10 protein-coding genes are annotated in these 12405 nt (G+C 72.4%); 9 read left to right on the top strand and 1 reads right to left on the bottom strand.

Annotated elements, in window-relative coordinates; translation table 11 throughout:
• The first annotated feature begins 110 nt into the window (after positions 1–110).
• The 5 genes from O7598_RS17300 (at position 111) to O7598_RS17280 (ending at position 5442) form a co-directional block, all read left to right on the top strand.
• Positions 111–1109: a hypothetical protein gene (locus tag O7598_RS17300; RefSeq protein ID WP_269692367.1), complete on the top strand. Its 999-nt coding sequence runs from the start codon at positions 111–113 to the stop codon at positions 1107–1109.
• A 251-nt stretch (positions 1110–1360) separates the two neighbouring features.
• Positions 1361–2911 (top strand): phenylacetate--CoA ligase family protein, encoded by a 1551-nt coding sequence (locus O7598_RS17295; RefSeq protein ID WP_269692366.1) that lies wholly within the window; start codon positions 1361–1363, stop codon positions 2909–2911.
• Positions 2912–2913: 2 nt separating this feature from the next.
• Complete coding sequence (locus O7598_RS17290) at positions 2914–3354, top strand: DUF4188 domain-containing protein (protein ID WP_269692365.1); 441 nt, start codon at positions 2914–2916, stop codon at positions 3352–3354.
• Positions 3351–4433, top strand: a complete 1083-nt coding sequence (locus tag O7598_RS17285) for a GNAT family N-acetyltransferase (protein ID WP_269692364.1) — start codon at positions 3351–3353, stop codon at positions 4431–4433. The genes O7598_RS17290 and O7598_RS17285 overlap by 4 nt, the downstream gene beginning before the upstream one ends.
• Position 4434: 1 nt before the next feature.
• A complete protein-coding gene (locus O7598_RS17280; RefSeq protein WP_269692363.1) occupies positions 4435–5442 on the top strand; it encodes a nitroreductase in 1008 nt (335 codons plus the stop codon).
• Between the two features lies 1 nt (position 5443).
• Here the strand turns inward: O7598_RS17280 and O7598_RS17275 are convergent, their stop codons facing one another.
• Positions 5444–6487 (bottom strand): LacI family DNA-binding transcriptional regulator, encoded by a 1044-nt coding sequence (locus tag O7598_RS17275; RefSeq protein WP_269692362.1) that lies wholly within the window; start codon positions 6485–6487, stop codon positions 5444–5446.
• Positions 6488–6901: 414 nt separating this feature from the next.
• On the opposite strand from O7598_RS17275, the gene O7598_RS17270 reads away from it, so the two are divergent.
• The 4 genes from O7598_RS17270 (at position 6902) to O7598_RS17255 (ending at position 12405) form a co-directional block, all read left to right on the top strand.
• Complete coding sequence (locus O7598_RS17270; RefSeq protein WP_269692361.1) at positions 6902–8290, top strand: glycoside hydrolase family 43 protein; 1389 nt, start codon at positions 6902–6904, stop codon at positions 8288–8290.
• A gap of 15 nt (positions 8291–8305) precedes the next feature.
• On the top strand, positions 8306–9670 hold the full coding sequence (locus tag O7598_RS17265) for a glycoside hydrolase family 43 protein (protein ID WP_269692360.1): 1365 nt from the start codon (positions 8306–8308) through the stop codon (positions 9668–9670).
• Positions 9671–9708: 38 nt separating this feature from the next.
• Complete coding sequence (locus tag O7598_RS17260) at positions 9709–11031, top strand: cellulose binding domain-containing protein (protein ID WP_269692359.1); 1323 nt, start codon at positions 9709–9711, stop codon at positions 11029–11031.
• 75 nt (positions 11032–11106) lie between these two features.
• Positions 11107–12405, top strand: a complete 1299-nt coding sequence (locus tag O7598_RS17255; protein WP_269692358.1) for a cellulose binding domain-containing protein — start codon at positions 11107–11109, stop codon at positions 12403–12405.

Raw genomic sequence — 12405 nt, 5'->3', positions numbered from 1 at the left:
TCGGCGGGGCTCTGGAGCGGCACGCGTCGTCCTCGGCGCGTGGCGGCGGGCAAACCGGTGGAGGCTTTTGGACCGGTAGGGAACCATGTCGGCATGAGGCGGGACCGGGTATGAGGCTGCCGCTCCAGGGTGGGCTGCCGCCGGTGGAGACGCCGTCCGGGGCCGTGGTGGAGATCGCCTGCGACGAGTCGGGGTTCTCCGGCACCAACCTGCTCGACCCCGCCACCCCCGTGATCGCGCACGCGAGCGTCGACCTGGCCGTCGATGAGGCGGCCGGGCTCGTCGCGACGCTGCGTTCCGGCTTCCGGTTCTCACCGCAGGAGTTCAAGTCACGGCAGTTCCTCCGCCGGCCCGAGGCGGCCGAGGCGCGGGAGTGGTTCCTCACGGCGTTGCGCGGGCGGGCACACGTACACCTGGTCGACAAGCAGTTGTTCCTGGCCACCCGCGTCGTCGACCTGCTGTTGGGCGAGCCGTCCTACCTGGCCGGCACCCGGCTGGTCGGTGAGCGCCGTGCCGACGCCCGCGCGCTCCATCGGGCCGGACGTGCGGCCGGCCCCGACTGGGATACCTTCCTGGCGGCGTTCGTCGAGATGCTGCGGACCAAGCGGCGGGACCGGTCCGGCGACGGCAGCATCGACCGATTCATCGCGGCCCGGGACGCGCTGTTGCGGCACGCGCCGGCCGACGCCGTCCTGCAAGCGCTCGATCGGCCTCGGGTGGCCGATGTGCAGGCCCGGCTCTACGCCGAGGACCGGTCGATCCCGCCGCCGCTGGAGCCGATGCTGCCGGCGCTGGCCGAGACCGTCCTGTTCTGGAGTGCCGGACGGCACCGGGTGCTGGTGACGCACGACGAGCAGAGCGCGCTGACCGCCGACCGGCTGCGCCGCCTCCAGCGGGCACTGGGCGAGCACGCCGGGCTGCCGGCCGGGGAGTCGCCCCTGGCCGGGCTGGTGATGACCGACTCCCGGGACGACCCGCGGGTCCAGGTTGCCGACCTGCTCGCAGGGATAGCTCGACGGACGCCGGGCGCTGTCGACGACGGCCCGCTCCAGCCGATGCCGTCTCCAGCCGGCTCACCCGATGGAGTCGCGGCCGAGCCTCGATGCTGAGGTTCAGCCGCTGCTTCCGCCCGACGGTGTCGAAGAGCCTCGCCAGGTACGGCAGAGATCTTGGAAGATTCGGGCCCCTCTGAGGGCCTTCTCCTTCCAGGATCTGCCGTACCTGGGGCGATGCGTGAGTGAGACGAGAAAGCCATGCCGGAGCGGTGACCCCCGCCTAGCGCCGCTGGGTACGCGTACTCAGCACGAGTCCCGTCTCGTGGCTCAGGTGTCGGCGGACCGGCGTCGGCAGGATCCTTGTCATGGCCGAGACGCTGCACCGACCCGCCGCCCTGCGTACCGTCGAGACACCCTTGACCGGGGAGGCCGCCGGCCGCGCGGTCGCCGCGCTGGTCCGGCTGGTCGGCCGGCACCCCGCCGGCTGGCGTTGGCTGGCCCGGCGGCACCACCCGGTCCTGGACCGGCTGGCCGAGGCGAACGCGCGGTCGGTCTGCGTGCGGGCCGCCCGGCGGGTGCCGGCCTACCGGGCGTTCCTGCGGGCCCGCCCGGCGGGTGTCGGCCGCCGGCTGCGGGACTTCCCGGAGACCGACAAGCTGGGGTACGTGGTGGGCCACGACGCCGCCGCGCGGTGCTGGCACGGGCGCCTGCCGCTGCGAGGGGTGGTGGTCGACGAGTCGGCCGGGTCGTCGGGGCGGCCGTTCAACTGGCCGCGCGGCGAGCGGGAATTGCGGGCGGTGCACCGGGACATCGTCGGCTACACCGGGCTGGCGTTCCCGATGCGCCGGCCGTTCGTGATCAACGCGTACTCGATGGGCGCCTGGGCGACCGGGACCACGACCGGCGCGGCGATGGCCCGGGTGGCGGTGGTGAAGAACACCGGCCCGGACCTCGGCAAGATCATCGACACGTTGCGGGAGTTCGGGCCGGAGTTCGACTACCTGGTGACCGCGTACCCGCCGTTCCTCAAGCACCTGCGGGACCGGTTGGACGCCGAGGACTTCCCGTGGGCGCGTTACCGGATCTTCGGCAGTTGCGGCGGGGAGGGGATGACCGAGGCGCTGCGCGACTACCTGGAGCAGCGGTTCGTCCGGGTGCGTTCGGCGTACGGGGCGTCGGACCTGACCATCGGCATCGGCGCGGAGACCCGGTTCACGGTGTGGCTGCGGCGCCGGCTGCGCACCGACGCGGCGCTGCGCGCGGAGCTGCTCGGCGCCGGTGAGCAGCGGCTGCCGATGGTGTTCCAGTACAACCCGTTCGCCACCTGGCTGGAGACCAACGAGCGGCGGGAACTGGTCTGTACCGTGGGTAGCCCGGACGTGCTCCAGCCCCGGCTGCGCTACAACGTGGGCGACGAGGCGCTGCTGGTGTCGTACCGGCGGATCGCCGAGCTGGCCGCGGCCGATCCGGTGCGCGCGGCCGAGTTCCGCACCGCGACCGCCGACGAGCGGATGACGCTGCCGGTGCTGCTGCTGTTCGGCCGGCGCGACTCCACGGTGTCCTACCTGGGCGCGAACCTCTACCCGCAGGACGTCGAGTACGGCCTCTACACCGGCAACCCGCACGCGGCCGCGATCAGCCGGTTCTGCCTCGCGCTGGTCGAGGACGAGGCGCTGGAGACCCGGCCGGTGATCCACGTGGAGCTGCGCGGCCCGCTGGCCGCCGCCGACCGCGCGGCGCTCGCGACCGCGTGCCGCGACGGGGTACGCCGGCACCTCGCCTCGGTGTCGCGCGACTTCGCGCAGTCCCTGGTGGAGGACCCGACCGCTGGTGACCTGCGGATGGAGCTGCACGACCCGGGCACCGGCCCGTTCGCCGGCCCGCAGAAGATCAAGAACGCCTACCTGGTGAGGTGACCATGCGTACCCGAGATTTCTCCCTGGCCCCGGCGCAGGCCCGCGCCGGCGCGATGTTCATCGGCGGCACCCGGTACGCGAGCCCGCTGGTGCTGCTGCGGCTGGCCCCGGACTGGTTCCGGATGGTGCGGGACATGCGCCGGATGTCCGGCTACCGCTGGCACACCGTCTACTGGCAGTTCCCGCTGACGTTGGGCACTGTCGCGTTCTTCGCCGACCGGGACGCGATGCTGCGCTTCGCGCGCACCCGGCACCACCGCCGGCTGATGGCGTGGCTGACCGACGGCAACCGCAACGCGACAGCCGGCTTCATCAGGCTCTACACCGCCGACCCGGACGGCTACTCCAACGGCGCGTGGCGGGCCGAGGACGGCGCGATGGGCCACATCGAGGAGTTCACCCCGCTGGGCGCGGAGACGACCGGACCGGCGGTGCGCCGGTGAGCGGCCACCGGTTCGAGCGGGTCACCGGCCGGAGCGCCCTGCGCGACTTCCTCACGCTCACCGACCGGCTCTACGCAAACGAGCCCCGGTACGTGCCGACGCCCCGCCAGCAGATCCGCCGCTGGTGGCGCGACGGCGTGCCGATGTACGTGCTGCGCGACGCCACCGGCGCGGTGGTCGGGCGGACCACAGTGCACACCGACGCGGACCTGGACGCCAAGCTGGGCCGCCGGTGCCAGCTGTTCGGGCTGACCGAGTTCACCGCGCCGGCCGCCCGGGGACTGTTCGACGCGATCGACGCGCACGCCGGCGCGGACCGGGACCTGCTGTTCGGGCCGGTGGCGCTGCTGCCCAACCAGGCCGGCGGTGTGATCACCGACGGCTACGACGACCGGGGTTTCGTCGACAGCGCCTGGAACCCGCCGCACTATCCGGCCGCCTACGAGGCATCCGGCTTCACCCGACGGTTCGTCTCGGACACCTGGATCTGTCCGGTGCCGACCCCGGACGGGTCGCCGCCCGCGCTCGGTACGCAGCCCGACGGCGCACGGCTGGAGCTGCACCGGGGTGACGTGCGGCGGCTCGACGAGCAGCTCGACCTGCTGCGCGGGATGCTGAACGACTCCTTCGCGCAGCTCGGCTACTACACCGCGATCTCGGAGGCGCAGCTGCGCCGGCAGACCGACGGGTTGGCCCACCTGTTGGACTCCTCGCTGCTGTTGTACCTGACCCGGGACGGGCGGCCGGTCGGGTTCGTGCTCTGCGTGCCGGACATCAGCGAGTTCCTGGTCCGGGTGCGCGGCGACCTCAACCCGGTCAACCAGGTGCGGTTGCTGGCCACCCGACGCCGGTACCGCCGGGAGGCGGTGCTGATCGTCAAGGGCGTACGGCCGGAGTTCCAGGGGCGCGGCTACCAGCGGCTGCTCTCCGCGCACCTGCACCACCACCTGCACGCCGGCGGTTACACGACGCTGCGCAGCACGTACGTCGGGCGGGACAACCCGGCGTCCGCGGCGCAGTACCGGCGGCTCGGCGGCCGACCGCTGCACGGCTACACGTTCTACGCCAGGGAGCGCTGACATGGACCTCGCCGCGTTCCGCGAGCTGGAGCCGCTGTGCTGGCGGGCCCCGAGCGCCCACAACACGCAGCCGTGGCGGCTGCGCTACGAACGCTGGGCGGTCACCGTCGGCTGGGACCCGGCCGACGCGTTGCCGGCCGGCGACCCGACCGGTCGCGACCTTCGGCTGTCGCTCGGCGCGTTCGTGGAGACCTGCCTGATCGTCGCCGCCGACGCGGGGCTGCGACTGGACTGGGCCGCCGACCACGACGAGTCCGACCACCGGGTGGGCCGGTTGCGGCCGGCACGACAGCCGTACCGGACGCCGTTCCGCACCGGCGACGTGTGGGACCGGCGTACCCACCGGGGCCGGTTCACCGGCGGCCCGGACGCCGGTGTGCTGACCGCCGTCGACGACGTGGCCCGGCGCGGCGGCGGCGCGGTCCATGTCGTGCCGGCGACCGGCCGGCTCGGCGCGCTGCTGCGCGCCGCCGACCGCGCGGTGTACGCGGACCCGGCGGTCGCGGCCGAGCTGCGCCGTTGGCTGCGCCTGGACCCGGCGCGGCCGGAGTACCGGACGGACGGGCTCAGCGACCGGTGCCTCGGGCTGTCCCGGCCGGCCGCCGCGGGGCTGCGGACGGCGCTGGCCGCCTATCCGGTGCTGCGCCCGTTGGGGCTGCCGCGGCTGCTCGCCGCCGGTGACGACCCGCTGGCGCGCGGCGGCACGGTGCTGGCGCTGGTCGCGCCGCCCGACCTGGACGCGGCCGGGCAGGTCGAGTTCGGGCGGGTGCTGATGCGGATGTGGCTGACCCTGCACGCGGCCGGTCTGGCCGCGCACCCGTTGAGCCAGCTCGTCGACGTCGGCGCCACCCGGGACGCGATCGGCGAGTTGCTGGACGTGGCGCCGGGGCGGATCGTGCACGTGACCCGGGTGGGCCGGCCGGTGGCGCCGGCGCCCCGTTCGGCCCGGCGGGTCGAGCGCGCCGGCGGGGGAGTGGGGAGGCGGTCGGTGGCGGCGTGGGCGGTGTAGGTCAGCCGCGGGCCGGTGGGGGCGCGGTGCTGCCCCGCACGATGAGGGTGGTGCCGAGCTCGTACCGTTCCTGGTCCAGGGCGCGGCCGTCGGCCATGGCCAGGGCGAGTCGAGCGGCGGTGGCGCCGATCTCGGCGAACGGCTGCCGCACCGTGGTCAGCGGCGGCGCCAGCCAGGCCGCCTGTTCGACGTCGTCGAAGCCGACCACGCTGAGGTCGTCCGGTATCCGCAGGCCGGCGTCGCGCGCCGCCGCGTACACGCCCATCGCCTGGAGGTCGTCGCCGCAGACGACCGCCGTCGGCGGGTCGGGCCGGGCGAGCAGTTGGGCACCGAGGTCGCGGCCCTCCTCGAAGGTGTACTCACCCCGGCGTTCGAGGCTCTCGACGAACGGGACACCTGCGTAGTCCAGCGCCGCGCGGAAGCCGTCCACGCGGGCGCGCGCGGACAGGTCCCGGACCGGCCCGGTGAGCAGGCCGATCCGGCGGTGGCCGAGGTCGAGGAGATGCCGGGTGGCGGAGAGCGCGCCGCTCCAGTTGTTGGACCCGACGGCGGGCGTGGGGTAGAGGGCGCCGATCGGGTCGATGGTGACCAGCGGAATCCCGTCGGCCGCGAACCGTTCGCCGTCCTCGGCGCTGACCAGGGAGAACACGGTGATGACGGCGGCCGGCTGCCGCGCCAGCAGTTGCTCCGCCCAGGGTTGTCCCGCCGACACGAGCCGGTCAACGTCGGTGAAGCCGACCGTGTGGTCGTGGGCGTCGGCGACCTCGTGGACGCCGCGCAGGACCGGCATGGCGATGGACGACAGCATCTGGGGTATCACCACCTCGACGCAGGGTGCCGCGCCGGTGGTCTGTCGCCGCCGGTAGCCGTGGTCGCGGAGCAACGCCTCCACCCGCTGCCGGGTCTGTTCGCCCACTCCGCGCCGGCCGTTGAGGACCTTCGAGACGGTGGGCGGGGAAACCCCGGCGAGCTCGGCGATCGTGGCGATGGGCAGGTCACCGCGCCGGGGCTTGCGGGGGTGCGGCCGCGGTTCTTCTTGGATCACGAGGAAAGTCTATGGGCGGGTGGCCGTGCCCAGCCCCGGCGGCCCGCGCCCGGGCGCGAAAGGTTATCGATAACATTTCGCGCCGTGCGGCGGTAGGGCCCGCTGCGGCAGCACGGGGGGAACTTTCGCGAAAACTGATCGGCACATCTTGACGTCCGGGCTTTCATCTATGAGAGTCCATATAGGCAGATGTGGTGCACGATCGGGAGCTCGGGCGCCGGCAGGCTCGCCGCATGTGAGCGTGGGAACGCGTGGGCAGCGTTCTGTTAACGCTAACAGCAGTCCTGCCGCCAATCCTCGTACGTCGACGACGGTCGACCCCGCGCTGTCCCCACGTGGCCCTGTCCCACCTCCACCGACCGCACGTCCGATCAACCACGCCCACCAGCGTGGCGGCAGAAGGGTTTCGCACCAGTGGCGATCAGTCGACGAGCACTCATCAAGGCCGCTGCCGCGTCCGGCGCGCTCACCGCCGCGTCGGTGACCGGCCTACCCGGCATCGCGTGGGCGGCCAACAGCGCGTACGCCATGACCTACTTCACCGAGACGCCGAACTTCCAGGGCGCGGACTACGGCCTGCACCTGGCGGTGAGCCGGGACGGCCTGAACTGGACGCCGCTGAACCAGAACAACCCGGTGGTCACCCCGACACAGGGGCAGTTGGGGCTGCGGGACCCGTTCGTGTTCCGCAAGCAGGACGGCACGTTCGTCGTCCTGGCCACCGATCTCAAGGGCACCAACTTCGGCCAGAACAGTCAGTACCTGCACGTGTGGGACTCGACCAACCTGACCAGCTTCACCGGCTACCGCCGGATCCGCATGCACACGCTGCCCAACTCGCACACCTGGGCGCCGACCGCGTTCTGGGACGCCAACCGCGGCCAGTACGGCATCGTCTACTCCTGCAACAGCGGCGGCGACGTACTGATGGTCAACTACACCAGCGACTTCGTCACCGTCGGCGCGCAGCAGGTGTTCTTCAGCCCCGGCTTCGGCGTGCTCGACGGCGACATCGTCGTCGACGGCGGCACCACCTACCTCTACTACAAGAACCTCTCCACCGGCCTGCTGCACGGCGCCCGCTCCTCGACCGGCGCGCCGAACAGCTTCACCACCTACACCAGCGGCCTGCGGCAGGGCAACGCCATCGAGGCGCCGCTGCTGGTCAAGAACAACGACGGCAGCGGCTGGCGGCTGTGGGGCGACTCGTTCAGCCCGGTCAACGCCGACTACTACATCTGGTCCACCTCCAGCATCGGCGGCAACTCGTGGACCGCGCTCAACCAGCGCGACTACACCCCGCCGCTGAACGCCAAGCACGGCTCGATCGTCGGCATCAGCGACGCCGAGTACAACGCGACGGTCTCCCGGTGGGGCACCCCGAACTGGGTCCGGCTCAAGTCGTCGAACCTCCCCGACTACGTGGTGCGGCACAGCAACGGCGTCGGCCGCCTCGACGCGTACCCGTTCGACCCGTACCAGGACCAGATGTGGCGGATGGTGTCCGGCCTGGCCGACTCCGCCGGCGTCTCGCTCGAGTCGGTGAACCGGCCGGGCAGCTTCCTGCGGCACTACAGCTACGCGCTCCGCCTCGACCCGAACGACGGGTCGGCGACGTTCCGCGCGGACGCCACCTTCCACCGGACGGCGGGCCTGGCCGACGGCGCGTGGACGTCGTTCCGCTCCCACAACTACCCGGACCGCTACCTGCGGCACGCCAACTACCTGCTGCGGATCGACCCGCTCAGCTCCGGTTCGAGCCTGAGCGACAGGCAGGACGCCACCTTCCGCATCACGCCCTGACCACCGGAGGTCTTCATGATCAGAACGCTCCTGCGACGCGGTGCCGCGCTGCTGGCGAGCCTGCTCTGCGTGGTCGTGCTGACCCCGGCAGCCGCCCACGCGGACAACCCCATCGTGCAGACCATCTACACGGCCGACCCGGCGGCGCTCGTGCACAACGGCCGGGTCTACCTCTACACCGGCCACGACGAGGACGGCTCGACCTACTTCACCATGAAGGAGTGGCGGGTCTACTCGTCGGCCGACATGGTCAACTGGACCGACCACGGCGTGCCGATGAACCTGGCCACCTTCAGCTGGGCCAGCGCCGACGCCTGGGCCGGCCAGACCGTCTACCGCAACGGCCGCTTCTACTGGTACGTCCCGGTCAAGAACCGGGCCACCGGCCGGATGGCGATCGGCGTCGCGGTCTCCGACAGCCCCACCGGCCCGTTCCGCGACGCCATCGGCCGGCCACTGGTGGAGAACGGTGAGATCGACCCGCACGCGTTCGTCGACGACACCGGGCAGGCGTACCTGTACTGGGGGAACCCGAACCTCTGGTACGTGCGGCTGAACGCCGACATGGTGTCGTACTCCGGCGGCCCGACCCAGATCCCGCTGACCACCGCGGGCTTCGGCGCCCGCAGCGGGAACACCAGCCGCCCCACGCTGTACGAGGAAGCGCCCTGGGTCTACAAGCGCAACGGCACCTACTACAACATCTTCGCGGCCGAGTGCTGCTCGGAGTTCATCGCCTACTCCACCGCCCCCGGTCCGACCGGGCCGTGGACCTATCGCGGGACGATCATGCCCCGACAGGGCGCCAGCTTCACCAACCACCCCGCGATCATCGAATTCAACGGGGGCTCGTACTTCTTCTACCACAACGGCGCCCTGCCGGGCGGCGGCGGCTTCACCCGGTCGGTGGCGGTGGAGAAGTTCACCTACCGGTCCGACGGCACCATCCCGACGATCAACATGACGACCGCGGGCGCGCCGCAGGTCGGCACGCTCAACCCGTACGTGCGCCAGGAGGCGGAGACGATCGCCTGGTCCGTCGGGGTGGAGACGGAACCGTCCAGCGAGGGCGGGATGAACGTCGGCTGGATCGAGAACGGCGACCACATCAAGGTCAAGGGCGTCGCGTTCGGCGCCGGCGCCACCACGTTCACCGCCCGGGTCGCGTCGGCGTCCGGCGGGGGCCGGATCGAGGTGCGGCTGGGCAGCGCCACCGGCGCGGTCGTGGGCACCTGCACCGTCGCGGGCACCGGCGGCTGGCAGACGTGGACCACCGTCAGCTGCCCGGTCAGCGGCGCCACCGGAACGCAGGACGTGTTCCTGCGCTTCGCCGGCGGCAGCGGCTACCTGCTCAACGTCAACTGGTGGCAGTTCCGCTAGACCGGGCCCGCCCCCACCACATTCCGAGGAGACACCAGATGTCGAGACGCAGAACGAGATTCGGGCCGGTCGCGGCCGCCATCCTGCTCGCCGTGGGCGTGGGCGCCGCGATGGTCGGCGGCGGGCTCGGCAGCATCGCCCGGGCCGCGGACGTCGGGACGGCGGCCGCGACGGCCGGCTGCGGTAAGGCCCCGACGCTGGCCAGCGGTACGCAGACCATCACCAGCAACGGCAAGAACCGCACGTTCATCCTGCGGGTGCCCGACGGCTACGACGTCAACCGGCAGTACCGACTGGTCCTCGGCTTCCACTGGGTCGGCGGCACCGCCACCGACGTCGCCACCGGCCAGACCGTGCAACGCGACGTCTGGTCCTACTACGGGTTGCAGCGGCTGGCGAACAACAGCACGATCTTCGTCGCCCCGCAGGGCCTGAACAACGGCTGGGGCAACGCCGGCGGGGAGGACATCACCTTCGTCGACGACATCCTGCGCCGCGTGGAGGGTGGCCTGTGCGTGGACACCAGCCAGCGCTTCGCGCTCGGGTTCAGCTACGGCGGCGCGATGAGCTACGCGGTCGCCTGCGCCCGGCCCACCGTGTTCCGGGCGGTGGCGGTCTACTCCGGCGGCCAACTCAGCGGATGCAGCGGCGGCACCCAGCCGATCGCGTACTTCGCCGCGCACGGCCTGCGTGACGGCGTGCTCGGCATCGCCGGCGGACGGACCATGCGCGACCGGTTCGTCCGCAACAACGGCTGCACCGCGCAGAACCCGCCCGAGCCGAGCCAGGGCAGCCTGACCCACCGCACCACCACCTACGGGGGATGCCGGGCGGGCTACCCGGTGGTCTGGGCGGCCTTCGACGAGGGGCACATCGCCGCCCCGCAGGACGGCGCGCCCGGCGACAGCGGCTCGCGCACCTGGCTGCCGGCGGAGACGTGGCAGTTCTTCACCCAGTTCCAGAGCACGACACCGCCACCCACCACCCCCGGGCCCACCACCCCCGGCCCGACCACGCCGGCCCCGACCACGCCGCCGCCGACCGGCGGCGCCTGCAAGGTCACCGCGACGGTCAACGCCTGGAACACCGGCCTGACCGAGGACCTCACCGTCACCAACACCGGAAGCACCGCGATCAACGGCTGGTCGCTGGTCTTCACCCTGCCAGGCGGGCAGAGCATCACCTCCGGCTGGAACGCCACCTACTCGCCCGGTTCCGGCCAGGTGACCGCCCGCAACGTCGCCTACAACTCCAGCATCGCGCCCGGAGCCTCGGTCAGCCTCGGCTTCCAGGCCGACCACACCGGCAACACCGCCGCGCCGGCGGCGTTCACCCTCAACGGCGCCACCTGCACCAGGTAGCCACCGCACCTCCTCGCGGGCGGGTCGACCGGCCCGCCCGCGACCAGGCCCCACCACCGACAGAGGAGTCACGTCATGGCACGACGATCGTCCATCGCCGGCGCGCTGGCGACCGCGGCGGTGCTCGTCGCGGCGCTTGCCGGCGCCGCACTGAGCAGCAACCCCGGCGCGGCGTCCGCCGCCGAGGTCAGCCCGCTGGCGGCCACCGCCGGCTGCGGCAAGGCCCCCACCCTGGGCAACGGCACGTACACCATCACCAGCAGCGGGAAGAACCGCAGCTTCATCCTGAAGCTGCCCGACGGATACGACCGGAACCGCCAGTACCGGCTGGTCTTCGGATTCCACTGGTGGGGCGGCACCGCCGTGGACGTGGCGACCGGCCAGACCGTGCAGCGCGACGTGTGGTCCTACTACGGCCTGCTGCGGCTGTCGAACAACAGCACGATCTTCGTGGCGCCGCAGGGCATCAGCAACGGCTGGGCCAACTCCGGCGGCGAGGACGTCACGTTCGTCGACGACATGCTCCGCCGCATCGAGGGCGACCTGTGCGTCGACACCACGCAGCGGTTCTCCGTCGGCTTCAGCTACGGCGGCGGGATGAGCTACGCCCTGGCCTGTGCCCGGCCGAACGTCTTCCGCGCGGTCGCGGTCCAGTCCTCACCCGGCACGCTCAGCGGATGCAGCGGCGGCACCCAGCCGATCGCCTACCTCGGGGTGCACGGCATCGGTGACAACATCGCCAGCGGACGCGCGTTGCGGGACCGCTTCGTCGCCAACAACGGCTGCACCGCGGCGAGCCCGCCGGAGCCGAGGTCCGGCAGCCTGACCCACACCGTCTACACCTACTCCGGCTGCCGGCCCGGCTACCCGGTGGCGTGGGCGGCGTTCGACGGCGGTCACATCGCCGCCCCGCAGGACGGCGCCGGCGGCGACAGCGGCTCCCGAACCTGGGTCCCGGCCGAGGTGTGGAAGTTCTTCACCCAGTTCGCCGGCACCACGCCGACCCCGTCGCCCACGGCCTCACCGACCTCGTCACCGACGGCCTCACCGACCGCGTCGCCGACGAACCCGCCGCCGTCGGGCGGTTGCGCCGCCACCTACCGGACCACCACCGAGTGGCCGGGCGGCTTCCAGGGCGAGGTCACGGTGACCGCCGGCGCCGCTGCCATCAGCGGATGGCGGGTCAGTTGGACGCTTGCCAACGGGCAGAGCATCACCCAGCTCTGGGGCGGGCGCAACGCGCCCTCCGGCAGCACCCAGAACGTCTCCAACGAGGCGTGGAACGGCAGCTTGGCGGCGGGCGCGTCCACCACGTTCGGCTTCACCGCCAACGGCTCGGCGACGACGCCGTCGCTGACCTGCACCCGCCTCTGA

This window comes from Micromonospora sp. WMMC241 (genome assembly GCF_027460165.1).
Taxonomy (GTDB): Bacteria; Actinomycetota; Actinomycetes; order Mycobacteriales; family Micromonosporaceae; genus Micromonospora; species Micromonospora humi.
The sequence above is the reverse complement of the archived record's forward strand: the minus strand, read 5'-3'. Positions and strand labels throughout refer to the sequence as shown.

Coding starts and splice junctions, on each gene's coding strand:
- O7598_RS17300 (WP_269692367.1), top strand. CDS start 111: ATGAGGCTGCCGCTCCAGGGTGGGCTGCCGCCGGTGGAGACGCCGTCC.
- O7598_RS17260 (WP_269692359.1), top strand. CDS start 9,709: ATGTCGAGACGCAGAACGAGATTCGGGCCGGTCGCGGCCGCCATCCTG.
- O7598_RS17295 (WP_269692366.1), top strand. CDS start 1,361: ATGGCCGAGACGCTGCACCGACCCGCCGCCCTGCGTACCGTCGAGACA.
- O7598_RS17280 (WP_269692363.1), top strand. CDS start 4,435: ATGGACCTCGCCGCGTTCCGCGAGCTGGAGCCGCTGTGCTGGCGGGCC.
- O7598_RS17265 (WP_269692360.1), top strand. CDS start 8,306: ATGATCAGAACGCTCCTGCGACGCGGTGCCGCGCTGCTGGCGAGCCTG.
- O7598_RS17290 (WP_269692365.1), top strand. CDS start 2,914: ATGCGTACCCGAGATTTCTCCCTGGCCCCGGCGCAGGCCCGCGCCGGC.
- O7598_RS17255 (WP_269692358.1), top strand. CDS start 11,107: ATGGCACGACGATCGTCCATCGCCGGCGCGCTGGCGACCGCGGCGGTG.